The sequence below is a fragment of the Nocardia carnea genome (genome assembly GCF_029868325.1).
Classification (GTDB): domain Bacteria; phylum Actinomycetota; class Actinomycetes; order Mycobacteriales; family Mycobacteriaceae; genus Nocardia; species Nocardia carnea_C.
In genome coordinates this window covers 1-23,988 of the sequence record NZ_JARWNW010000129.1, presented here as the reverse complement: position 1 = coordinate 23,988, position 23,988 = coordinate 1, and the positions used below count along the sequence as shown (strand labels likewise).

General features: G+C 66.8%; 17 protein-coding genes and 1 pseudogene. 17 read left to right on the top strand and 1 reads right to left on the bottom strand.

The annotated features are described in order from the left end of the window. The first annotated feature begins 661 nt into the window (after window positions 1-661). From QH196_RS09150 to QH196_RS09140, 3 genes are all read left to right on the top strand, one after another. Entirely contained in the window at window positions 662-1,375 is a 714-nt protein-coding gene (locus QH196_RS09150; RefSeq protein ID WP_280415328.1) for a rhomboid family intramembrane serine protease, read from the top strand. A 69-nt stretch (window positions 1,376-1,444) separates the two neighbouring features. Beyond that, window positions 1,445-2,209 (top strand): cyclic nucleotide-degrading phosphodiesterase, encoded by a 765-nt coding sequence (locus tag QH196_RS09145; RefSeq protein ID WP_280415327.1) that lies wholly within the window; start codon window positions 1,445-1,447, stop codon window positions 2,207-2,209. Between the two features lie 90 nt (window positions 2,210-2,299). Beyond that, window positions 2,300-2,977, top strand: coding sequence for a hypothetical protein (locus QH196_RS09140; protein WP_280415326.1), 678 nt, complete (start codon window positions 2,300-2,302; stop codon window positions 2,975-2,977). Between the two features lie 318 nt (window positions 2,978-3,295). On the opposite strand, the gene QH196_RS09135 is transcribed toward QH196_RS09140, so the two are convergent. Then, entirely contained in the window at window positions 3,296-4,429 is a 1,134-nt protein-coding gene (locus QH196_RS09135) for a hypothetical protein (protein WP_280415325.1), read from the bottom strand. Between the two features lie 192 nt (window positions 4,430-4,621). Between QH196_RS09135 and QH196_RS09130 the strand changes: the two genes are divergently transcribed. The 14 genes and pseudogenes from QH196_RS09130 to QH196_RS09065 form a co-directional block, all read left to right on the top strand. Next, window positions 4,622-5,590 carry a C40 family peptidase gene (locus QH196_RS09130; protein ID WP_280415324.1) on the top strand — a complete coding sequence of 323 codons (969 nt, stop codon included), beginning with the start codon at window positions 4,622-4,624 and terminating at the stop codon, window positions 5,588-5,590. A gap of 15 nt (window positions 5,591-5,605) precedes the next feature. Then, the gene (locus QH196_RS09125; RefSeq protein ID WP_280415323.1) at window positions 5,606-7,330 is read left to right on the top strand and encodes a hypothetical protein; all 1,725 of its coding nucleotides are present in this window, start codon (window positions 5,606-5,608) and stop codon (window positions 7,328-7,330) included. Between the two features lie 533 nt (window positions 7,331-7,863). Continuing rightward, window positions 7,864-9,621 (top strand): type VII secretion AAA-ATPase EccA, encoded by a 1,758-nt coding sequence (gene eccA, locus QH196_RS09120; RefSeq protein WP_280415322.1) that lies wholly within the window; start codon window positions 7,864-7,866, stop codon window positions 9,619-9,621. A gap of 102 nt (window positions 9,622-9,723) precedes the next feature. Beyond that, window positions 9,724-11,277 carry a type VII secretion protein EccB gene (gene eccB / locus QH196_RS09115; protein ID WP_280415321.1) on the top strand — a complete coding sequence of 518 codons (1,554 nt, stop codon included), beginning with the start codon at window positions 9,724-9,726 and terminating at the stop codon, window positions 11,275-11,277. Continuing rightward, on the top strand, window positions 11,274-15,284 hold the full coding sequence (gene eccCa, locus QH196_RS09110; protein WP_280415320.1) for a type VII secretion protein EccCa: 4,011 nt from the start codon (window positions 11,274-11,276) through the stop codon (window positions 15,282-15,284). Before eccB ends, eccCa begins: the two co-directional genes overlap by 4 nt. A gap of 123 nt (window positions 15,285-15,407) precedes the next feature. Continuing rightward, entirely contained in the window at window positions 15,408-15,743 is a 336-nt protein-coding gene (locus tag QH196_RS09105) for a hypothetical protein (protein WP_280415319.1), read from the top strand. A 27-nt stretch (window positions 15,744-15,770) separates the two neighbouring features. Further along, window positions 15,771-17,171 (top strand): PPE domain-containing protein, encoded by a 1,401-nt coding sequence (locus tag QH196_RS09100; protein WP_280415318.1) that lies wholly within the window; start codon window positions 15,771-15,773, stop codon window positions 17,169-17,171. Window positions 17,172-17,210: 39 nt separating this feature from the next. Further along, entirely contained in the window at window positions 17,211-17,657 is a 447-nt protein-coding gene (locus tag QH196_RS09095) for a WXG100 family type VII secretion target (RefSeq protein ID WP_280415317.1), read from the top strand. Window positions 17,658-17,707: 50 nt separating this feature from the next. Beyond that, a complete protein-coding gene (locus tag QH196_RS09090; protein WP_280415316.1) occupies window positions 17,708-18,007 on the top strand; it encodes a WXG100 family type VII secretion target in 300 nt (99 codons plus the stop codon). 34 nt (window positions 18,008-18,041) lie between these two features. Continuing rightward, window positions 18,042-18,902 carry an ESX secretion-associated protein EspG gene (locus tag QH196_RS09085; protein ID WP_280415315.1) on the top strand — a complete coding sequence of 287 codons (861 nt, stop codon included), beginning with the start codon at window positions 18,042-18,044 and terminating at the stop codon, window positions 18,900-18,902. 30 nt (window positions 18,903-18,932) lie between these two features. After that, window positions 18,933-20,618 (top strand): AAA family ATPase, encoded by a 1,686-nt coding sequence (locus tag QH196_RS09080; RefSeq protein ID WP_280415314.1) that lies wholly within the window; start codon window positions 18,933-18,935, stop codon window positions 20,616-20,618. Further along, window positions 20,615-22,153, top strand: a complete 1,539-nt coding sequence (gene eccD, locus QH196_RS09075; RefSeq protein ID WP_280415313.1) for a type VII secretion integral membrane protein EccD — start codon at window positions 20,615-20,617, stop codon at window positions 22,151-22,153. The genes QH196_RS09080 and eccD overlap by 4 nt, the downstream gene beginning before the upstream one ends. Beyond that, window positions 22,153-23,511, top strand: a complete 1,359-nt coding sequence (gene mycP / locus QH196_RS09070; protein ID WP_280415312.1) for a type VII secretion-associated serine protease mycosin — start codon at window positions 22,153-22,155, stop codon at window positions 23,509-23,511. Before eccD ends, mycP begins: the two co-directional genes overlap by 1 nt. Before the next feature lie 333 nt (window positions 23,512-23,844). Beyond that, window positions 23,845-23,943, top strand: a pseudogene (locus QH196_RS09065) (ribosome recycling factor); the annotation flags it as partial. Between the last annotated feature and the right edge of the window lie 45 nt (window positions 23,944-23,988).

Sequence of the window (23,988 nt, the reverse complement as noted above, 5' to 3'; positions counted from 1 at the left end):
AGTCCAGCGAGGCCCTGAAAGTTCTCGGTCCCACCCGAACGCAACCAGCCGTGGTGCCGAGTCTTACGAGGCCCTCAAAGGTTTTGGCCCGTGGGCGGGGGGGGGGGGGGGGGGGGGGAGGGGGGGGCGGCGCGGGGGGGGGGGGGGGGAGGGGGGGGGCAACGGGGGGGGCAACCCCCGGGGGGCGGGGGTTTTTGCCCCCTTTTGGCCCCTGCGGCCCGCACTCTTTGCCCGCGGCGGCGCCGAATTGCACCTCGCGCTTACAGCTGGGACGGGCCAAAACCTTTCAGGGCCTCGTAAGACTCGGCACCGCCGTGGTTGCGTCCGGTTTCGGGGTTATGTGAACCCTTCAGGGGCTCGCAAGGCTCGGGCACCGCCGTGGTTGCGTCCAGGTCCGGGGGTTATGTGAACGTCCGAGGGGCCTCGTAAGGCGGTCATGATGGGTGCGGCACCGCTGTGTCGGGGTGGGGGATCTCCGAGGCTGCGCTGAGCTTGCCGCCGATGGCATTGTCGGTCGGAGATCCGCGGGGCTGTGCGGTGCGGCTTCCTCCGCGGTTTCGATACCTGGGTGGCACACGCGACACCGTGGGGCAGGGCCGGCGACCCAGTACCCTCGGTATCAGGCGCGTAGAGACCTGGTCGCGCCGAGGAGGAGATCGTCATGACCGGTGGCGCACCCCTGGGCGCTTCGTTCGACCCCGAGCGTATTTCCGGGCTCCGGCCGGCCTCCGGTGGCGGGGCCGGTGCACCCGCCGGCCGGCCCCGTTTCACCGCCGGCCGGGACTGGGGGCGGGCCGCGGTGCTGATGGCCGCGTTCGTGGTCCTGTTGTATCTGATCGAATCGGTGGATTCGATCATCGACTACTGCATCGACTGCACCGCGGGGATCGAACCGCGTGCCGTCGACGGCCTGGACGGCATCCTGTTCGCGCCGCTGCTGCACGGCAGCTGGGACCATCTGATCGGCAATACGCTGCCGGTGCTGATCCTGGGCTTCCTTACGCTGGCCACCGGTATCGGCCGGGGGCTGGCCGCCACGGCGATCATCTGGATCGTCGCGGGCCTGGGCACCTGGCTCACCGGCGGCACGAACTCCATACATATCGGCGCATCGTCACTGGTCTTCGGCTGGCTCACCTACCTCATCTGCCGCGGCTGGTTCGCCCGCCGGATCGGCCAGATCGTTCTCGGCGTGGTGGTCCTCGCCTTCTACGGCTCCCTACTGTGGGGCGTTCTCCCAGGTCAAGACGGAATCTCCTGGCAGGGGCACCTTTTCGGCGCAATGGGTGGACTGATCGCCGGCTGGGTACTCTCCACTGATGAACGTCGACACCGCCGGCAACTGCGCACCGGGACGGCCATCCCACCCCGGTGACCGTGGATGCGGCCAGTATTTTCGGGGGATGCAGTCTTGAATCGGGAAACATCGTGGCAGCATGGGAGCATGCGCCTCACGGTCCTCGGGTGCTCGGGCAGCGTGTCCGGCCCGGATTCCCCAGCGTCGGGTTATCTGCTCACCGGCCCGGATATGTCGCCGGTGGTCATCGATTTCGGTCCCGGGATCCTCGGCGCGCTGCAGCGATACGCCGATCCGGGCGAGGTCGACATCTTCCTCACCCATCTACACGCCGACCACTGCCTGGATCTGCCGGGACTGCTGGTCTGGCGGCGCTACCATCCGACACCGCCCACCGGGCAGGCCATCGTCCGCGGGCCCTCCGACGCCCCGCTGCGAATCGGTAATGCTTCCGCCGAGGTCGGTGGCGAATGCGACGACTGGTCCGATGTGATCGATTTCCGGCCGTGGGCCGAGGGCGAAACGGTCGAGTTCGGTCCCGGCCACACCCTCACCGCGCGCCGAATGTTCCATCCGCCGGAGTCCTACGGACTGCGTATCGTCACCGCGGCCGGCCGCACCTTCGTCTACACCGGCGATACCGCCGTCTGCTCGGCCGTTCAGGAACTGGCCCAGGGCGCCGACGTTCTCATGGCCGAAGCCTCCTGGACCCACGATCCGGCGAATCGTCCCGAGGGCATACATCTTTCGGGCACCGAAGCCGGCCGGATCGCGGCCGCGGCAGGTGTCGGGGAACTACTCCTCACCCACATCCCACCGTGGACCTCCCGCGAAGACGTCATCGCCGAGGCGAAGGCCGAATTCACCGGCCCCGTCCACGCGGTAACCCCAGGCGAAACCTTCGAGCTGTAATTTTGGCGGCCCCCCCCCCGCCGCCGGGGGGGGGGCGGGGCGGCGCGGGGCCGGCGCGGGGGGCCCCCCCCCCCCCCCCCCCCCGCCGATGTGAACCTGCAGGTGCTCACCCCGGACACCGCCGATCGGCTCGGAATCACCGGATCGGTTCCGGCGCTGGAATCGGTAGCGGCCGTGGCTGACTCGGATGTGCGCGCCCGATGCGTCGGGCTGGCGGTGGATGCCCACGCCCAGCTCGGGCGCATCGCGATACCGGGTTATCGAGATGCCTTCGGGACCCGTGCGCTCCGGGACCGGATCCTGGCCAAGATCGAACGAGCCGAGGAGATTCCCGCATCCTGGTGGGACGAACTCCGGGAGGCCGACGATCTGCTGGCGGCAACCATGGTCTCGCAGCGAGTCGATGTGGGCCGGGTCGATCTCGGCGCCATCCGGGTGGACGACGAGGTCGCCATGCTGCGTGCGCTGGTCTGGGAACGGCGCTGCAATGAGCTGGTGGCCTTACTGAACCAGGAGCCGGATCGTCAGGTGCTCCGTGACGCCGTGTACGCGCACAGCCAGATCGTGGAGCATCCCGCATTCGTCGTACTGCCGGCAACCGTGGCTGCCGGTGAGGACACTGCGGTGGAGCGTCCTGCCGGTGCCGCCGGGTCCCCGGTCACCGCTCCCACCGGTGCGGTATCTGCTCCGGATACCGGTTCCGGTCCGCCGGCGGGTGCTGTTGCGCCGCCCGTCGCGCCGCCGCCGGAAACTCGGCACACCAACTGAGTCCACGCTCCGCGCCGTAGCACCGGTAATCGGCAAATTCGCCGATCGGCAATTTCACCGAGGCCGGCCGGTGCGCGGCGGAGAGGCGATATCGCCGAATTCCACATGCACCGCTGTCCTGTTCGGGTGGCGACGGATTCGGCAACACACCGAGCGGGACAGCATCCGCCGTCCGGTTGTCGGCGTGCGGGTGTCTGTGGTGGTCGGCTATCCGGTGCCTGCGATGGCCCGCGGGTGCACACGGCATGAGACCCAGGGCTTCTCGGCCCTTCGAATCCGATATCGGCGATCGCCCGCCCGCGCGGGCACCCCGGGCGATCAGACCTGTTTGCTGGGAGGTGTCGGGCCGTAAGGTATATCGGTCTGCGGGGTCCCCGACGGTGGCGTGTTCCCGTTCGGTGGTGCAGTCTCGCCGGGGGTGGGTGATGCGCCCTGAGGAGCGGTGGGGTCGATGGGTGTGGGTCCGCCGGGGGACGGGGCCGGTTCGCTGGGCGGGGCTTCGCCCTCCTCTTCGTCCTTGTCCTTCTGCCCCAGGAGCTCGGGCAGCATCGGCATGAGGGCCATGGGGAGCATGGCCAGCATCGGCAGCATCGACCCGATACCACCCATGGCGTTCCCCATGGCCGCGCCGGCCTGAGTGGCCGTGCCGCCGCCGGACCCGCCGGCGCCCGAACCGCCGCCTGCCGCATCGATGTTGGTGTCCTGTGCGGCACTGACCTTGTCGTGGACAGCCGTTACCGCTGCCGCGATATGGTCGAAAATGGCAGCTTGCTGGGCGGCGTTGAGCTTTTTTCCGCGGACCGACCGCAAGGCCGCGTTGAGATCGGCCTCGATGTGCTGGATGGCGAAGAGGGTCTGAGCCTGCTCGGCCGCAACCCGCTGTGAAGTGCCGCCCACCTGGGCGTCCATATCGACCATGGAGTCCTGCCGGGCGCCCGCGGACATCACCTGCTGTTGGTACTGTTCGAAGCCTCTGCCGGATCCCGGCAGGTTCGCCGCCTGTACCTTGTCCGGAGTCTTTCCGCTCGCGGGTGGTGGCGGCGGATCGGTGCGCCCGAAGCCGAGGATGTCCACCGACTTCTGCATCGCCTGCTCAGCACTCTCGATGAAGGCGTTGACATCCGGTTCGTCGGGAAGTCGTACCAGCGAGATCTTGTAGAACGGTTTCGAGCCACCGGGCGCGGAGATGACCTGCAAGCCACCGGACGTCCCGGCGGCGGCGGAACCGGACGCGTTCTCCGCCTTGGCCCCAGTGGGCGTCCCGGTGGTTTCGCTCGTGGTCTTGTTCTCGGCGGCCAGTACTCGGTTACCGTCCAGGGCGGTGGTGGATCCGGGTTCCGCCGAACCGGACGTGGTCGAGAGCCGATGCCCCGTGGGGCCGGTGTCTGCGGTCCTGGTCTCCGGGGTGGTATCGGGGGTTTCGAGTTCCGCGTCGGTCGTTGCTGTTTCCATCCGCTGTCGTCGCCCTCCCGTGCTGTCTCCTTCATTGTCTTGTCTTCCTGAGGATGGGAATAGGACCGCCGTCGTTCACGCGGGTGTTGTCGCATAGTCGAAACAAATAAGAGGGCTGTATTGCCGAAAAGTTGCCCGGGGTGCCGGGGCAGGGAGGTAAGTCGGTGCGATGGGCGAGGGTGAGCTGATCGAATGCCCGCACTGACCGACGATGTGCACGGCGTACTGCAGGAGTTGCTCGGGCTGTACGGAGCGGGGCAGCCCGCCGATCGTGTCTCGGCGGCGTTATCGCAGAGTGCGGCCACCGAGCTGAGCCGGCTTTCCGGTTTCGGAGCCCACGGGTACGGGGACAAACTGGGCATCCATCGAACCGTGCTGGAAACACAGCACGGGCGAGACGGGATCGTGGGCAAGACGGTCACCGAATCGGGAACCGGCACGCTCACCGGCCGCGGGATCCTCACGACCCAGATCTCCGATCTGCAGACGCGTATCCAGGCCATCACCGCCGTCGGCGATACAAGATTTAGCGGTCCGGCACTGCTCGATTCCGCCCAGCAGACCATCGCCAACGCGACCAGGCAGGTGAACGCCGATATCGACGCGGCACGCAGACAGGCGGCGCAGATCATGCCGCCGGTGGCGCTCGCCGGCCGCCGCGCACATGCCGCGTCGCCGGCCCCCCGTAAGAGGCGGCGCCGCCGGCGTCCCCGAATGGTGTCGGGCCAGCAGGTCGGTACGCAACCGGTGCGCCGGCGAACCCGCCGGAATTGGGATAAGACGAAAGGCGGCCGGGCGGCGCAGGCCGCGGACGGTGCCCTGGGTCTGCCCTACATCTGGGGCGGCGGGGGCGCGGGCGGCCCCAGCGGCGGCGGATTCGACTGTTCCGGGTTGACCCAGTACGCCATCGCACAGGCCACCGATGGTGAAGTGGTGCTACCGCGGACCACCTATGAACAGATCTACGCTGGTGAACGTATCGATCCACGCGATGTGCGGGCGGGCGATCTGGTGTTCCCGGCCGGATCGTTCAGCGCCCGCGGGCCCGAACATGTGCAGTTGGCCGCCGGAAACGGGATGGTGATCGAAGCGCCGTATTCGGGTGCCACGGTAACCTATTCGCGCATGCCCCCCGATGCCGTGGTGATCCGGGTCGTCTGAGCAGGATTCTCGACCTTGGCCATTGAGCTACCCCATGAAGTCGTGGCGTTCCTGAACTTCATCGGTGTGCCCTACCCGGATATCGATGAGGACCAGGTGCGCGAGCTGGCCGGGCATGTGCGCACCTTCGCGGACGAGGTTTCGGAAACGCACGAATCGGCCACGGGCACGATCTCCGAGATGGGCGGGGTCTATCAGGGGCAGTCGTACCGCGCTCTGGTGGCGTCCTGGGCGCAACTGAGCTCCACACATATGGAGCGGCTCGACGAGTTGTGCAGGATCGTCGCCACCGCCTTGGAGATCGCCGCGGATGTGATCACCGCGGTGAAGGTGGCGGTGCTGGCCGAACTCGCGTTGCTCGCGTCCGCTTATACCGCGGCGATGGCCGCCACTGTGGTCACCTCCGGGGCCTCGGCCGCGCTGGGCCAGAGCTTGGCGCTGGCGGCTCGGCGGTTGGTCGGTGCCATGGAGGAGGTGCTCGTCGGGTACATCGTGGCGGAGGTGCTGGGCAAGGCAATCGAACCGCTGGAGGCGGCGGTTTCGGACATGGTCCAGGGCGCGGTGTACGGCGCGAGCGCCGATATGCTGGGCGTGGACCCCGGGCGCAGTGACGTGGTGCTCGTCGACCCGGACGAACTCCGGCGCTACGCCCAGGTTCTCGACGATCACGCCGACGACATCATGAAGCATGCGGTCAAGTTCGGTGAGAATGTCGCGGCGCTCGATTTCAGTACGCCGGTCGGCCCGCCGGGGGGCGCCACGCCTTCCGCTGCCGGCGGCCGGCCCGGCACGACCGGCCCGGGCCCGACGGTCGCGCCGAGTGGGCCTCCGGGGTCCGGTGTCCCGGCCGACAACCCGGCTCAGCGGAACTGGATACCCGGTCCTGCCCGGGGCGGGCATCTTCCGGGGGACAGTGTTACGCCGGATCCGGCCGAGAGCCCGCCGCGATCGGCCGCACCGGACGGAAGTGGGGCGGCGGCACCGGGTGGCGTCTCGGCGCCGGGTAACGGGCCGCCCCCGGCGACCGCCCCCCGGTCCGAGGCCGGGTCGTCCATCGAGGCCGCGCCGACGCCGGCCGCCGCACCGGGGCCGGAGGTTGCCGGTATCCGTGCCGAAGCGGATGCGGCGCGCGGGCCGGATGCGGCGCGGGGCCCGGCTCCGGCGTCGCTCGAGCCTGTCAGGGCAGCAACCGATATCGGCCCAGCCGCTCATTCGGCCGCAGGTGTGGGGGAGGCTGCCGGAAACGCGCCCCACACGGTGCCGGGTGACCGGACCGAAACGCCGCCGGGCGGGGCCGCCGCGACCGGTCAGGCACGGGATCAGCCGAATCCGTGGAACCGGCCCGCCGCGCAGGCCACCGGGCAGGCGAATCGCGCTGTGGGGCCTGCGCCGGGGACGAAATCGCCCGGTGCGGGTATCGCTGCGAGTCGGTCGGGCGGCCTGCGGAAGCGGAGTCCCTGGGCTCGGCCGGCCAATGAACCGGTGTCCACACCGACACCGTGGTCGAAGCCGGACGAGACAGCGGCGCAGCCGGTTCCGCCGCGTCCTGCGGTTGTGGCGGCGAAGGAGAGCCCACCACCTTCGATCGCGGTCTCCGGATCGCGGGCCGAGCCCGAAGGGGCGGGGGGCGAATCCGGCACGGCCGCGGTGGTCGCACCGGAGCCGGAACGCGACGAAGCCGGGCGGGCCGCAGTGGTTTCGGCTCCGCCGTTACGGGACGAAGGTCCTCCGCGCGGTTGACAGTCGAGTGCGGCGGCCAGTGGCTCGCTGTTTCCACCGGCCGCCGCGGGCAGGTCATCAGGGATGAGGGAACTGATGACCTGCAGCTGACTATATACATGAATAATGTACCGTTCAATAACGGCGCTATAACCATTGTAGTGGCCGGCGGATTCGGTCAGTGGCGGCGGGTGGGCCGTATTCCTTCTGCGTCGGCGTGAGGCGAACAAGTAGCAAATGAAAGGCGCTGCACTTCTGATTGTTCAGCGGTCCGGTGGGCTTGGGGTCCGGCTGGAAGCAGGTCGAGGTCCGGCACGGATTCGCCCGGACCTTGCCGTCCTATCATGTGCCGCTAGACAGTGGATAAAAGAATATGAGGGATGTATGCGTGCGGGCAGTGAGCGTGCGGGATCTCGGCCGGGCAATATCCGGCAATCGCCGCAATCCGTTTACACCGCCGTCACTTCCCAGTGGGGGGAAATAGCCGGGGAGTGGGTGGGTCCGTCGTGACATACCCTGCCTTCAGACGAGGGTCGGCGGAAGGGAAGTCCGAGTTGTCAGCGGCCGAAGACGCGTTCTACACGGGCGTGCAGAGTTTGGGACTGGTCGCCGGTGGGGTGCGCAACGAGGAACATGCGCGCGCCGCGTTCACGGCGGCCACTGATCTCGATCCGGATATGTGCGATGCCTGGCTGGGCCGGGCGATGGCGGGTGAAATCACCCCGGAAGTCATCTACGGCGCCTACCGCTCCTCCCACAATCTGTACCGCGACCAGCAGCGTGCCGGACTGGCCGACCGAGCGCTGTGGTGTCAGGTGGAGATCGGCGTCTTCGGCCTGCGGGTAGCCATGGCCGACCGCGACCAGATAGCCATATCGCAGGCCTGTGCATACGCCGACGGTGGTGAGTGGCAAGAGGCGGCATCCATCCTGGACGAACTCCGCGGCGACGATGTCGCCGATTTCGCCCGGATTTCGCTGTTCTATCGCACCGGCCGCTGGCCCGATGTGCTCACCGCGCGGACGGCGAAACCGGTACTCGAGGACGGGTTGCTCGATATCGCCGCCGAACTGATGGCCACCAGCGCCCTCGCGCATCTCGGCCGGTTCGGGGAGGCACTGCCCCGTGCGCAGCGGATCGTGGAGGACAGCCAATCCGGCAATCTTTCCTATATCTGGGCCGACGCGCACTACCTGCTGGGCATGATCCAGCGGCACAGCGGCGAACACGAGACGGCGGACAGGCTGCTCAAGGGTTTGCAGGGGTCCGGTCTGTGGCCGAATCGCCCGCAGTGGCAGCAGGCCGTCCGCGATAAGAACTTCCGGCTCGAGGTGACCACGCCCGCGGTGATCGCCTCCCGTACCGATATCTGGAATCCGAAATCGGGTGACGATCCCGCCGAGGTGGCGGCGAGCGCGGCCAAGGCCGAACGCGATGCACTCCTGGAGGAAGCATCGAACCTTCTGCAGTCGCAGATCGGTATGGATTCGGTCAAGGAGCAGGTCGACCGGCTCAAATCCGGCGTGCTGATGGATCAGGTACGTGCCAAACGCGGGCTGGCCGTGGATTCACGGTCCAACCATCTGATCTTCTCCGGCCCGCCCGGAACCGGTAAGACCACCATCGCCCGGGTGATCGCCAAGATTTTCGCCGGGCTCGGCGTGGTCGAGAACGCCGAGGTCATCGAGGCGTCGCGCAACGATATGGTCGGCACACACCTCGGGCATACCGCGCCCAAGACCAACGCGCTGATCGATTCGGCGCTCGGTGGCGTGCTGTTCATCGACGAGGCCTACACCCTGATCCAGGAGGGGCTCTCCGGCGGTGACGCCTTCGGTAAGGAGGCCGTCGATACGCTGCTGGCGCGGATGGAGAACGACCGCGACAAACTGGTCGTGATCATCGCCGGTTACGAGGCGGAGATCGATCGGTTCCTGCAATCGAACGAGGGCCTGTCCTCGCGCTTCACCAAACGGGTCCGTTTCCCCAGCTACGATCCGGCCGAACTGGTGCAGATCGCCGACCATATCGCGGGCAAGAAGGATTCCATCCTGTCCGATCAGGCGCGTGAGGTGCTGCGCGACCGGTGTACCGAGATGTCGGAGCAGAGCCGTAACGGCCGGCGACTCATCGACCTGGCGGGTAACGGCCGGTTCGTGCGCAATGTGGTGGAGGCCGCCGAGGCCGAGCGCGATTTCCGGTTCACCCGGGACAATGTCGATATCGCGGCGCTCACCGACGAGGAACTGATGACCGTGGATGCCTTCGATATCACTGCGGCACTGCAGGGGCTGGCGCCGGCCGGAAAGTAACGTCACCCGTTCGACTCGGAGGGTATTCCCAGCGTTGGGGAGTCTCTGGCGCTGGGGTGCGCGTTAGGTTGTGGCCGAGGTCGGCGGAAGGAACATATACCGGTGGCACGCTTCCGGGTGGTGACCAAACACCAGGTTTCGGGTTGGCGGTTTCTGCTCCATCGGATCGAGCACGCCCTGGTGCGCCGGGACGCCTCGATGATCGACGACCCGTCCCGGGGCCGGTCCACCGCGCTTGCCATCGGAGTCGCGCTGGCCTGTGTGGGTATCGCTGGGGCGGCTGTCCTCGCCTTCTTCAAACCCGCCAAACCGGTCGGGAACTCGCCCATCCTCGCGGAAAAAGACAGTGGCGCACTGTATGTGAAACTCGGCGAGCGACTGCACCCCGCGCTCAACCTGACCTCGGCGCGACTGATCGTCGGGCAGCCCGCGAATCCGGTCGAAGTCTCGCGTAGCGAACTGGAGAAGTACCCGCGCGGCGCCTGGGTCGGTATTCCGGGCGCGCCGGGACAAATAAACGATGTGGCCGAGAAGGATTCGGAATGGACGGTGTGTGATACCGCCCGAACGGGGGCGGCGGCGCCGGTCGACCCGAAGACGGGTTTGCCCATCCTGTCCCGCTCCGCTGTTCTCACTACGGCAATAGCCGGTCCGCTGACCGTGGACGATGACACCATTCATGAAATGCGCCCACCGCAGGCGCGGTTGTTACGTGGTGAAGACGCGACCTGGCTGGTCTACCACGATACGGAAAAGGGTGTGGTACGGGCAGAAATAAATATGGCCGAATCACCTGTGCTGCTGGCTCTCGGAATCGACTCGACGGCGACGGTGGCTGCCGCCTCGCCCGGCCTGCTCGGCGCCATTCCCGAGGTGCCGCCGATCCGGGTACCCGAAGTACCGGATGCCGGTGCGCCGGTGATATTGAAACCCACACTGGACGCAGTCGTCGGTTCCATCGTCACCTCGTCCACACCGAATCAGCCCGCCGTCTACTATCTGGTCTCGAATTCCGGACTGGTGCGGGTCAGTCCGGTGCTGGCCGCCATCGTGCGCAATGCGAACTCACACGGAGCGGTGGCCACCACAACCATCAGTCCCGATGTGGCGGCGGCAAATCTGCGGCCCGGCGACTGGCCGGGCACGGCCACCTACCCGACGCAGCCGGTCGAGATCCTGGACCCCATCGGTGACCTGATCACCTGCTACCACTGGGCCCGCACCGGTACCGATCCGAACGCGCACACCAGGCTGCTGTTCGGCCGGGAGCTCCCGCTCGCCCAGCAGGAACGGGGCCGGACCGTGCAGCTCGTCACGGCGCCCTGGTCCGGCGGCGCAACCGCCGATTATGCGTATCTGCCCCGGGACACCGGAAAGTTCGTCCAGGTCACCGGCGCCGAACCCGGCTCACCCCTGCGTGAGTCCCTGTTCTGGATCACCGACAGTGGTGTCCGCCACGGGATCGACGCGGATGTACAAGGCGGTAAGGGCGACAAGACCTTGTCCGCGCTCGGCCTGAAAGAACCGCCGCCCGCGCCGTGGAGCATCGTTTCGTTGTTCGCGGTGGGGCCGACCATTTCGGTGGCCGACGCGATGATCCAGCACGACGGTATACCGACGAATATGGCGGGTGTGCAGATGCAGGGCAAGAAATGACGGCGACTCGCCGATTCGTGCGGCCGGCCCGGATGGTGCGTGGGCCCAAGGCTCCGGCCGTCACCGAATTGCGTTTGCAACCGCCGACCGAATTGCCTCGGCCGGTGCCGCTGTCGCGGCTGAAGATGATCATGCCGCTGATCATGGTGGTGGCCATGATCGGGATGATGGCGATGATGTTCTCCGGTGGGCGCGCCATGTCCCCGATGATGATGATGTTCCCGATGATGATGATCGTGTCGATGGTCGGCATGCTCGGCGGGACATTGGGCGGTAGCGGGGGAGCGAACAGTACTGCGGCGGGATTGAACGAGGAACGCAAGGACTACCTGCGATCGATCACCGATAACCGCAAAACCGTGCACGAAGCCGAAACCGAGCTGTACGAATATCTTTCCTATACGCATCCGGGACCGATGGGGCTGGGCCGCCTGGTCGGCGGCCACCGGATGTGGGAGGTGCAGGTCGCCAATCCGCAGTTCCTCCGAGTCCGGATGGGGCGTGGCCGGATCGCGAACCAGGTCCGGGTCATCGTTCCGGAAGCCGCCCCGACCTCCGATCTCGATCCGGTCGGGGTGGTCGAGCTGACCAGGTTCGCCAAGGCGTATTCGACTGTCGGCGGTATGCCGGTGGCGATCAATCTGTTGTCGGCCCCGCTGGTCGGCCTGGACGGCGATCAGGCCGCGGTGGCCGGGCTGGCCCGGGCAATGGTCGCCGAGATCACCGTCCTGCACGGACCCGATCAGGTCGCGGTGGCCGCGGTACTCAACGATCCGGACAGTCCGGAATGGGCATGGTTGAAATGGCTACCGCACACCCAGCATCCGACCGAAACGGATGCCATCGGGTCGAGCCGGATGGTGTATCGCACCGTGGCCGAGTTGCGGACCAAAGTTTTGGCCGGCCTCAATCGTGGGCCGTTCTCCGCGAACAACGAGCCGACGATGGACAAATCGCATTACGTACTGCTCGTCGAATCCGGGGGTGCGAACACCGACCGTGACATCTCCGGTATCGACGGCTGCACCTGGCTGCGATTGGGTGAGTCCGAGCAGTCGCTGCCGCGGTCACTGAGGTTCACCGTCGGTGCGGAGCACACGCTCGAGGAGATAACGCCACGTGGCAGCCGCCTCGTCGGCACCGCGGATACCATGTCGGTGCCGCAGGCGATGGCGATCGCGCGGCGCCTTTCTCCCTACCGATTGTCCACCGTGGTGGAGGCGGTGGCCGCGGAGCAGGCCAGCGGGAGTACGTCCTGGGAAGATATGGTCGGCATCACCGATCCGGGAAATGTCCGGGTGGACAGGCAGTGGCCGGCCCGCCGCGATGCCGACCGCAATCGTCTCAACATTCCCTTCGGACACGACCCCACCGGTCAGCCGGTTTTCCTGGATATCAAGGAATCCGCCGAGGAAGGTATGGGCCCGCACGGAATGTGCATCGGCGCGACCGGGTCGGGTAAATCGGAGTTCCTGCGCACGCTGGTGCTCTCCGCGGTCGCCCAGCATTCCCCGGATGTGCTGAACCTGCTACTGGTCGACTTCAAGGGGGGTGCGACCTTCCTCGGGTTCGACCGGCTCTCCCATGTGACCGCGGTGGTCACGAATATGGAGGAGGAAGCCGACCTCGTCACTCGTATGGAAGACGTGATCAACGGCGAGATGGCTCGTCGGCAGCGTATCCTGCGTGACGCGGGGAACTTCGCCAGTGTCGCGGATTACGAGAAGGCACGGGAACAGGGTGCGCGGTTCGAGCCGCTGCCGACCTTGCTGATCATTCTGGACGAATTCGCCGAACTGCTGGAACAGCACCCGAGCTTTTCCAAACTCTTCGTGGCGATCGGCCGCCTGGGGCGATCGCTGCGGATCCATTTGCTGCTGTCCTCGCAGAAGGTACCGGCGAACCGAATGGGTGAACTCGAGGCGCACCTGTCCTATCGGATCGCGCTGCGCACCAACCAGACCAGCGACTCCCGCGATGCCATCGGCACCGCCGATGCCTACCATCTGCCGAAGAAGCCGGGGTCGGGCTATCTGCGGGTCGGCGCCGGTGATCTCCAGCGGTTCCAGGCAGCATATGTGGGTGCGCCGTACAGCCCGCCGGCCCAGGCCACGGCGTCGAGCGCGCAGCGAGCCCGCCGTCCCGGGGGAGGGTACAAACCGCCGCAGCGCTTCACCGCCGCGCGCATTGTGGAATCACGCCCGGTACAGGTGGTCGAGCCGCTCACGGTGCCCGAACCCGAGGAAAACGACGGCGAACCCGAGACCGTCATGGAAACCGTGCTGCAGCAGTTCGCGCGGCACGGGCGCCCGGCGCACAAGATGTGGTTGCCACCACTGGGCGTACCTCCGACGCTGGACCGGTTGAGCCAGGCCGTCGAGCCCGGCGCGCTCCGGCTGCCGTGGGCGCTCATCGACAGACCGCGTCAGCAGCGCCAGGACGTCTGGTCTGTGGATCTTTCCGGGGCGGGTGGTCATGTCGCGGTGGTGGGTGGACCGCAATCGGGTAAATCCACGTCCCTGCTGACACTGATTCTCTCGGCTGCGCTCACCCATACTCCCGAGCAGGTGCAGTTCTACTGCTTCGATTTCTCCGGCGGCCTGTCCTCGATACGGACGTTGCCACACGTCGGTTCCGTGGCCGCGGCGCGCGATGTCGACCGGATCCGGCGGACCTTCGCGCTGATCCGGAATGTGATCGCCTCCCGCCAGGCACTGTTCGACCACCTCGGTATCGATTCCATGCGTGAATTCCGGCGACGGCGGAGCACACCTGAAGGGGCGGCCGAGTTGTCGTCCTACGGCGATGAGCACGGTGATGTCTTCATCGTCGTGGACGGCTGGGATATCGGGTTCGCTGTCAACGGCCCGTACTACGACGAGTACATGCCGACGATGGAAACCGTGGCCCTGCAGGGCCTCAATTACGGTGTGCACCTGGTGATCAGCAGTTCACGCTGGGCAGCGATCCGGCCGAATATCAAAGACCTGATCCAGACACGGCTGGAGATGAGGCTGGGTGACCTGACCGATACGGCCTTCAACGCGCATCGGGCCGTCGTGGCTGCGGTGCCTCCGAATCGCCCCGGCCGCTGTATTTCCAACGACGCCCTCCATATGCTGACCGCGCTGCCTCGTATCGACGGCAGCGGAGACGCCGATACCGCGGCGGCCGGGTTGAGCGCGGCGATCACCCAGGTGAGCCAGACCTATCCGGGGCGGCAGGCGCCCGCGGTCCGGCTACTGCCCGCCCAGGTGACGATGCCGGAAATCCTGGCCGCCGTCCCACGCCCCACCAATCTGGCCGAACGCCTGGCGATTCCCTTCGGAATTCGTGAATCCGATCTGGCGCCCGCTGTGATCGACTTCGGATTGTCCACCCATTTCGTGGTGCTGGGTTCGTCCGGCTGTGGGAAGTCGACTGTGCTGGCGGCTCTGCTGGAGTCGATTCGGACCCGCTTCACCAGCGATGAGGCGCGGGTGCTGCTGATCGATTATCGCCGTCAGCACATGGACGCGCTGCCGCCGGAAATGCTGGTCGGATATCTGACCAGCGGCCGGGATCTGGTGGAGAACCTGCCGGCCGTCGCGGAGCGGCTGCGGACTCGCCGGCCACCGGACGGGGTGACCTCCCAGCAGCTCAAGGAACGGTCCTGGTGGAGCGGGCCGGAGATTTTCGTGGTGGTCGACGACTACCATATGGTCGCCCAGCGCGGCCAGATGAATCCGCTGGACTCGCTGAAGGATCTCATCGTCGACGGCCGCGATACCGGTTTCCATTTGGTCGCCGCCCGCAATATCGCGCAGGCGGACAGTGCCATGTACGACAGTGTGCTCGGTCAGGTCAAGAACCTGAACTCGTCCGGTTTGATCATGGACGGCACGAGATTGGACGGGATGCTCATCGGCGATGTGAAACCCACCAAGCAGCCGGTGGGCCGCGGAATTCTGGTGGAACCGCTGACATCGACGAAGGACCTGGTGCAAGCGGCGTGGATACCCGAGTGACGACTGTGCCCGGGGGCCGCTCAGTGGGACTCCCCAGTGCCGGGAATGGCCTAGCGTTCTCTGTGTACTGCTCTGTTACCGGAAGTTGGTGACGGGCGTGGAGATTGATCGATCGGAGCCTCGATGATCCCTATCCAAATCACCCCTGATCTGCTGCCGGCGATCAGCGCGGCATTTACTGCGCAGGAAGCCAATCTGACCGGTACGGTCAACGCCACGACACCGGAGCTGATGCCGGCCCCCACCGGATTCCATATGCCGGGCGTACTCATGTCGGTCGGTTTCAGCTCGTTCGGAGCAGTGTTGTCCACTCTCCTGGCTGCCGGTAGCGTCGCGAAGCTCAACGGCGTCGCCACAATAATTCCGGCCGCTGGCACCTTCGAGGCGACGGATACTGCCGGGAGTGTATCGGTCGCCGCCGTCGGCGATGCCGTGGCTGCTTCGGTACACGGAAACTGATCGACCTGGTCGCGGAGTGAGGGTGCTATGCCTTTCTTCGAGTACTTCGCGCTGGAGCCGATCCAGAATCGGGACCTGATCGATAGCGGGCCCGGCGCGGCTCCGATGTACGACGCTGCACGTGCCTATTCGACGGTGGACTATGCGCTCGAATCGGCGGCGGCCGGTACCGAAGGTCTGTTGAAAGACCTGGGGGAGGCATGGCCCGCCGGGATGAGCGCCCAGCGTGCACAGGCGGCATTCGCCGAGCACAACCAGTGGGTGAAGGATCAAGCCCGCATCGCGGCGCAGGTGGCCGAGCTGGCCGGTCGTGGGGTGAAGCTGCACAGCACAGCACTCGCGGCGATGCCGCCCAGGCTCGAGATCGAAATGGTGATGGCGGCGCTGGCGGCAACAGCCGCGGTGATGGCCACCAGTGGGGCGGTTGCCTCGGCCGGTGCCGGTCCGGTTTCTGCGGCCGCAGCATTGGTTTTCGCCCCGGCAAGCGCGGCCCATGCCCTGTTGGAGGCGAAGTATCACGAGCTGAGGATTCGCGCCGGCAGTGCCATGATGGGCTACGAGCTCGGAGCTGTGGGCCTGCTCCTGGACTTGGCCGCGACGGCGGGCTCGCTCACACCGCCGCCGCCGATCGCGATGCCGGGCCCGGGGGCGGGGCCGCCGCCGCCTGGTCCGGAGGTCACCGGTCTACTGCACAATTTGGCCGACAAAGGGCCCGACAGCCCGTATATCCCCACGGACTCCGGGCCCGGGCCGGGCCCCGGCGGGGGTTCCGAATCTTCCGGTGGCGGACCGGAGACCGGTGGTGACGGCGGGAGTTCCGGCTCCGGCGGCGAAGGGCCGGACCCGGGGCCCTCGGGTTCGGACGGGCAGCCGTTGCCCGACCCGCAACAGCCGATGACGCCCGAGCCCGGATACGGCCCCGGCCTCGACGGCTACGGTGCCGATACATCGACATCCAGCCCGTTGCTCGGGGTTTCGTCGCAGTCGACGACGCTGGCAGCTCTCAACGGCGGCGCCGGTGCGCTGGCCGGATACGGGATGGTCCGCGGCGGTATCGGTTCGATGCCGGGTGCGGCTACCGGTTTCCGGTTACCCACGGGGTGGGCCCCCGGGAAAGGCATGGCTTTCGGCGCGAGCAATCCCGTTGCGGCTCCGGCGGCACCGGCCCGCACTGCGCCGAAGCGGGTATCGGCGCCGACCGCGCGAATGCGGCGGCGTCGCCAGGAGGAGGAAACGGCGAAGGGGAAGGTTTTCGCCCCGGGCGAGCAGTTCGAGGTTCCCGAATTGGAACGGCCACCGGATATCGGAATCATCGAATACCGGGACGAAGAACCGGATATCGAGCTGTCCGTGGACTCCTCACTCGTGGGAGTACTGGACCAGCTCGGCGAAGAGACCGAGACGGAGAATGGATACAGCACCCGGTAAGTGGCCGGGGATCGCCGAAGCAATGGAAGGAAGAACATCATGGCTGAAGGTGCAAGTGCCGCCCCGGGGATACCCGGAAGTAAACCTGGCGTAACCGAGGCAAGTGAAGAAGCACTGCTGACTTTCGTCAAGCAGTCGGACGGGCCGGCGCAGCGGCATCAGGCGCTGCTCGGAAAACTCAAAGCAGTGCAGATGGAGCTGCAGGGTGCGTTCAAGGGAGTGGCCGGCGATGCGGTCAACGGAAGTTTCTCCGAAACCATCAGGGCCGGTGAATCCGTTGCGCGGTATCACGAGCAGATCGTCCAGGGTATCGTGAATGCGAGTTCGCAGTTCGCTCAGCAGGATGCGGATGCCATGAGCCAGGTGATGAGCCGGATGAACGCCGATCTCGGCTCTTTCGGCGGCGGTAGCGTGGACGGTGAGGTAAGTTCGTCCAATGCGGCCACAACTTTGATCGCCAATCCGAAGGTGGATACCAACTTCTGAACTTCCGCCACCTGATTCGTCAATCATTCGTACCGGAAAGGTAGAATTCGATGGCTAAACCTATTTATACCGATAATGGCATTATCGACACCAATATGGAAATGGTGCAGGCTGTTATCGGTGAGATGGAAGAAAATCTCGCAGATCTGGTGCGCCTGAAAAATGGGTTGCTGGATGCGTTCAAAGGCCAAGGCTCCGATGGCTATTCGGGTACGGCGCAGGAGCTGGAGAAGCGGCTCGAAGCCTACCGGAGCAGTATTACTCAGCTGAAGGGCGCGACCTCCGGGGCCGCCCGGATGATCACCGATGCGGACGCGAATGTCTACAGGCTGTTCGCGGGCATAGTGTGAGGAGGCGAGTGTCGCATTGACCGACCACGCGTCGATGAGCGCAGCATCGGCGGCGGTGGAATCCGGGGACCCGGTATCGGTGGATCTCGATGTCGATGCCGCCCTTGTCCTGAAGGATCTGGTCGGCATCGACAACTATCCTCTGGTCCTCGCGATTATGCCGACCATCTTCCGGATCTCCGACCGCGACCGAGTCCGGGCCGCGGTCGTGGACCAGCTCACCGCAGACGGAATCATCTCCGGCGGCGAGGTGGATCCGGTGGTGGCCGGTTGGCTGCGGTGTCTGGCCCGGCCGGATACCGAGCTGGCCGTCCGGGTGATCGACAACGGTCGCGGCGGGCACGCCCCGACCATGCTGCGCCTGTCCTTCGTTCGCAGCGGGGAACAGCACGTCCTCGCCGTGCGCTGTGACGACGAGGTCGTCATCCAGTCGGTATTCCACAAGGGGTCGCAGCCGGATACGCTCACCGCAGTTCTGGAATCTGTACTCGGTGAGTATCCGAAACTGGATTTCGACCCCTTCACATCGGTCGATGCCGAACCGGACGATCCGCCGCAGGATTCGGACGGGGTACGGGCCGGGCTGCGTGACCTGGGTGCCACACCGCGGACCGCGAATGTGCTCACCCGCGCCCTCGGCGAAATCGTCCGCCAAGCCGAGGTGCTCATGATCGAACATCGGGACGGCGGCCCCGAAACACCCGACTTCACAATCTGTATGAACGTATTGGACACGTTATCCGGGCGGTTCGTGATCACCCCCAGCGTGGCGTTGGACGGCCGGATGCACAAGACCTTCCGGCCGGGTGACCGCGCAGCTCTGCACAGTGGTATCAACACCCTGGCAGAGCTCCTGCCGGGGAGCAGTTGGTTCGATACCGCGCGCACCGGTTGACGTTCCAGTGCTGGATGAGAGGACGGTGAGATGAACCGGGCACCGACAACCAACGGCGACGCTTCCGCGGCGCTCACAAGGGGTGGGTACGACGCGTACTTCGCACAGCTCGAGGATCGTCCGCCGGAGGCGCCCGCACCGGGAGCAGCGAATTCGGCCGGTGCCGCGGTGAGCAATGGTTCCTCGATATCCGAACCACAGCCGGACCAACCGGCCCGTGAGGCCGCCCCGGCGGATTCCGGTACTTCCTCTCAACACAACGGCGCGGCACCGCAACCGGGAACGATATCCTCACCGGTCGCCGGTCCGGCACCACAACCCGCCACGTCGCCGGGGCCGGAGACGAGCGGGATCGGTGACGGTGAGCTGGCCGAGCTGCGTCGACGGGCAGCCGACGCGCATCAGCAAGCGGCCGAGGCCGAACGGCAGGCGATTGCGCAGCGTCAACAGCAAGCAACTCCGGAGCCGGGCCCGGCTTCGGCCGGCGCCGCCGTCAACCGGCCCGACGGGCTTTCTCCAGGGGATACAGGGCACGGACCCGCGCAACCCGGCCCAGGTATGGCACCGCCCGCAGCAGCTGCCTCCACGAATTACGCGGCACAACACAATCCGGCCGCGCAACCCGGTATCCACGGCGGGTACGGCGCGTCGCCGGGTCCCGTACCGGCGCAGCCCACAACGGACCAATCGCGAGTTCCCGACCGCATCAACCGGCAGGCCTACGAAACCACCGGCCGGATAGAGGTTCTGCCGCCCGCTCTGGCGTCTGCCGAGCTGCTCGCCGAGATCGCGGCGGTCCGGCAGGCGCACCTGCGCTCGAACAAGGGCGTGCGCGGTGCGCTCAACAAAGTCGGTTTCAATATCGGGCTTTCACCGGCCGAACAGCGTGCCGAAAGCCGCCGTACCCGGATCCGCCGCCAGCTCACCGCGCCGTACCAGGTCGCGGTGGTGAGCGTGAAGGGCGGGGTCGGCCGCACCACAACCGCCGCGGGTCTCGGGTCCACCTTTGCCAGGCTACGGCCCGATCGAGTGGTCGCCGTCGACGCCAACCCGGATTTCGGCGATCTGTCCAGCCGTACGGCACGGCATCAATATGGGCTCACCCTGCGCGATCTCGCCGCGGCAGGGGAACGGCTCGACTCTTTCTCCGCTGTCCACTCCTACACCGCGGTCAATACCGCGGACCTGGCTGTTATCGCGTCGCCGTGGAACACCGATGCAGCCGAGGCACTGACAGGAGACGAGTACCGGCGCGGAGTACAGATACTGCGGCGCCACTACAATCTGCTCGTGGTCGATTGTGGAACCGGTGTGCTCGATTCCTCGACGAACAGTGTCCTGCACTCCAGTGACGCGGTAGTCGTGGTAACACCCGCGACTGTGGGCGGTGTGACCGGCGCGGTAGCCACTCTGAACTGGCTGAATTCCCACGGGTTCGAACATCTGATCGCGAGTTCGATGGTCGCCATCGTGCGGCAGCATCCGGTCAAACCCACGGTGGATGTCGAAGCCATCGAGAAGCTGTTCGCCTCGGCCCAGCGGCCGACCGTGCAGATACCGTTCGATCCGCATCTCGCCGAGGGCGGCGAGATCGATCTGCGCATGTTGCAGAAGGAAACCGCGCTGGCATTCGAAGATCTGGCGGCCGGTCTGGCCGATGATTTCCCCGGCTATTCGGCCGATCCGTCCGGTGGTGAACCCGGAGCCATGCGGTGACCGCAGTGCAGACGGCGCCGCCGTCCCCCGCGGGCGGGGCGGCCCCGGCCGAGGTCGCGCGCGCCCGGATCGCGGTGATGGTTGCCACCTATCAGGTGGACGTGGTGGTACCGACCAAGTTCACCGTGGAAACCTTCATCGACGATCTGGTGGCGGTACTCGCGGATGCGATCGGTGACCCGGAGGTGGATTTCAGTCCGCCGCAGGGCCAATGGAGTCTGGCGCGGCCGGGCGAGCCGCCGATCCCGCGCTGGCGCAGCCTGGGCGATCACGATATCGTCGACGGCACAGTCCTGATGCTCGCTCCGGTCGAATCGGCCGAGGTGTTCACGCCGGTCGTCGAGGACATCACCGATGCGCTGGCCCTCATCAACGAGCGTGAGTTCGCCGAATTCGATGCCGATACCGCGGCCGTTGTCGGGTTGGTGGTCTTCGGAATCGGTGCCGCAGGAATCGCCGGCATGCTGTCCTGGACGTGGACGCAGACGGCCTCGCTGTTGTGGTGCGGTCTACCGGCGTTGCTACTCGGTGTGCTGTGCTGGGCGGCGGCTGTCGCGATCCGCGGTAGCGGGGCCAAACGGCGGATCTCGCTGGGCGCCGCTCTCGCCGCACTGCCGCTGTTGTTCGCCGGCAGTGCAATGCTGGTGCCGCCGGCCTACGGTGAGCCGGGGCCCTTCGCGCCGGCCAATATCGCGGCAGGAGCCGTGGTCACGGCCGTGGCGGCGATGGCGATGATGCGGCTCACGGGTTCGGGTATCGCGACCTTGATGAGCATCTCCGTTCTCGGTATCACGGTCACCGCGGCAGTGCTTCCCCTGACCTACTTCGACCTCGTCACCAGGCAGGTCGCCGGCGGTGCGGTGTTCGTCGGCCTGGTGCTGCTCACTCTCGCCCCTCGGATCGCCGTGCTGATCGCCAAGATCCGGCCCCCCGACCTGCCGGACCCGGGCAACGAAGTGAACCCTGCCACGCTCACCGATATCTTCGATGCCGAAACCCACCGCGATGTGGAGCAGGACGCCGAGGATGCGGCAGCCGCGGAGCAAACGCGGCGCAGCAACGAGGTAGGTATCGAGAGCCGGGCGCGACTGGCGGTCACCAGCCTGCGTGGGCTCGTGGTGGCCATTTCGGGGCTGTTGTCGGTGGCGACCGTGATCTGTGCGGCGGTGAGTCCGGGCGGTATCCGTGAAATAGTCATGGGGGCTGCGGTTGCCGGACTCCTGGCCATGCGTTCGCGCTGGTACCCCGACCGTATCCAGGCGATTGCGCTGATCTCGGGATCTTCGGTGACGGTGCTCGGCGTCGGCTCGGTACTGGTGGGGGCCTATGGATCTCCTTTCGCACGCCTGGCCGTCGTTCTCATCGTGACAGTGATCGCCGCCGCCGCGTTGACGGCCGCACTACGTCTGCCCGGTAAGCGGCTGACACCGGTTACCCGCAGGATCATCGACTTGATCGAGTACGGGCTCATTCTGGTGGTCCCCGTGATCGCCTTCTGGATCATGGGTATCTACACCGCTATGCGAGGAATCTGATGGGACCGGGCAGGGTCCTGGCGGCGGCGCTGGCCGTACTCGTCGTGAGCGTCAGTGGTGGGCCTGCGGCCGCGATGGAGCCGCCACAGGCCGTGGTGGGCGCACCACCGCCGGACGGCCCGCCGGGACCGGAAGGTCCCACCAAACAGGACAGCGGCTGCCTGGCGACCGGTGTGCTGGACGATACCGATATATCGCGGACACCGCCGGCGGAGCTGGCGTTGAATCTTGCCGAGGCACGCACCCTGAGCCGCGGCGCCGGTGTGACGGTAGCCGTGGTCGATACCGGGGTATCACCGCATCCGCGCTTGCCCACGCTGGCACCAGGCGGTGACTACATGACCGCGGGTGGGGACGGACTGCAGGATTGTGACGCCCACGGCACGCTGATTGCCGGGATCATCGCGGGCGCAGCCGATCCGGCGGACGGGTTCACCGGGGTCGCGCCGGAGGCGCGGATACTGTCCATCCGCTACCGATCCGGCGCAATCCGGCCGGATCAGTTCGTGGGGGACGAGCGTGCGCGCCAGGCGAGGGAACTGCGGACGTTGTCGCGGGCCATAATTCGTGCGGCGAACCTCGGCGCGGGAATCATCGCTGTACCACTGCCGATCTGTGTCGATACCGATTCCGGTGCCGATCTGGGTGTGCTGGCGGAAGCGGTCGGATACGCCGTGCATTCACGTGGATCGCTGATCGTGGCCGGTGCGGGTAACACCGGAGGTCAGGGCTGCAACACCCAGAACCCCGGTTACGATCCGGCCCGGCCGAGTGACCCACGTAACTGGCGTGATGTCCGGACTGCCTCCGCCCCAGGTGTCTTCAGTGAGTCGGTGCTGTCGGTAGGAATGACTACCGCTCACGGCGGACCTGTCGACGAATCGCTCAGGGGTCCATGGGTGACGGTGGCCGCGCCCGGTACGAGTATCGAATCCCTGGGCCCGGGCAGCCCGGGGCTGATCAACGGCGTCGGCACCCCCGGAAAACTCGGGCCCGTCGGCGGGGCCTCCTATGCCGCCGCGTACACGGCCGGCGTAGCGGCATTGATCAAATCCCGGTATCCGAACGAAACACCCGCCGAGATCACGGCCCGCCTCGCCGTATCTGCCCATGCCCCGGCCCGTGGTATCGACAACGCAGTCGGTGCCGGGCTCATCGATCCGGTTGCCGCGCTGAGCTATCGCACGCCCCCCGAACCACCGGAGGGGCTCTTCGTTGCCTCGGACTTCCAGTTACCGCCCGCACCACGACCGCCGGATGCCAGGCCCGGTATCACCGCCGCGATCGTGATCGTCGCGGCGGTGCTGGTCGGCGCCGGCGCCACCTACGGTGTGAGTACGCGCCGGAGGTCGCGGTGACGGTGACCGCCGAACGGGTCGTGCGTGCACCGGCCCGCCGGGTCGCCGGCGTGGAACGCGGCCCCTTCGCAGTGATGGCGATCGGAGGCAGTGTGGTGGTGGCCGGGTTGTCCGCGTACCTGCCGCTGTGGGGTGCGGCGCTGATCGTCGCCGGACTACTGCTGACCGCGGTGATCCGGATCAACGGACGCACGCCGATCCGCTGGCTGCTCGATTGGCTCGAGTTCCGGGCCCGGCGGGCCCCGCGGGCCGCCCCGCGCGGCCCCCCCCCAACCGGGGCCCGTTGGGTAGTGGCGGCGGGGCGGTGGGGGTTGGCCCCGGGCCGGGGCGGGCGGCCGGGCCGAGAAGGAGCTGTCCAAGACTACGGCCAGATATGTCGGCCAGCTCGACGAGCTGGTGAAGCACAAGGAATCCGAACTGCTCGAGGTCTGATCCGGCGTTTTCCGGTGTATCCGCCGCCGCGGCGGTGGTGTAGTT

Excerpts from the sequence above, each read along its gene's own strand:
- QH196_RS09135 (WP_280415325.1), bottom strand. The coding sequence starts at position 4,429 with ATGGAAACAGCAACGACCGACGCGGAACTCGAAACCCCCGATACCACC.
- QH196_RS09130 (WP_280415324.1), top strand. The coding sequence starts at position 4,622 with ATGCCCGCACTGACCGACGATGTGCACGGCGTACTGCAGGAGTTGCTC.
- QH196_RS09150 (WP_280415328.1), top strand. The coding sequence starts at position 662 with ATGACCGGTGGCGCACCCCTGGGCGCTTCGTTCGACCCCGAGCGTATT.
- QH196_RS09080 (WP_280415314.1), top strand. The coding sequence starts at position 18,933 with ATGAACCGGGCACCGACAACCAACGGCGACGCTTCCGCGGCGCTCACA.
- QH196_RS09145 (WP_280415327.1), top strand. The coding sequence starts at position 1,445 with ATGCGCCTCACGGTCCTCGGGTGCTCGGGCAGCGTGTCCGGCCCGGAT.
- QH196_RS09095 (WP_280415317.1), top strand. The coding sequence starts at position 17,211 with ATGGCTGAAGGTGCAAGTGCCGCCCCGGGGATACCCGGAAGTAAACCT.
- eccCa (WP_280415320.1), top strand. The coding sequence starts at position 11,274 with ATGACGGCGACTCGCCGATTCGTGCGGCCGGCCCGGATGGTGCGTGGG.
- QH196_RS09100 (WP_280415318.1), top strand. The coding sequence starts at position 15,771 with ATGCCTTTCTTCGAGTACTTCGCGCTGGAGCCGATCCAGAATCGGGAC.
- mycP (WP_280415312.1), top strand. The coding sequence starts at position 22,153 with ATGGGACCGGGCAGGGTCCTGGCGGCGGCGCTGGCCGTACTCGTCGTG.
- QH196_RS09085 (WP_280415315.1), top strand. The coding sequence starts at position 18,042 with ATGAGCGCAGCATCGGCGGCGGTGGAATCCGGGGACCCGGTATCGGTG.
- QH196_RS09105 (WP_280415319.1), top strand. The coding sequence starts at position 15,408 with ATGATCCCTATCCAAATCACCCCTGATCTGCTGCCGGCGATCAGCGCG.
- QH196_RS09090 (WP_280415316.1), top strand. The coding sequence starts at position 17,708 with ATGGCTAAACCTATTTATACCGATAATGGCATTATCGACACCAATATG.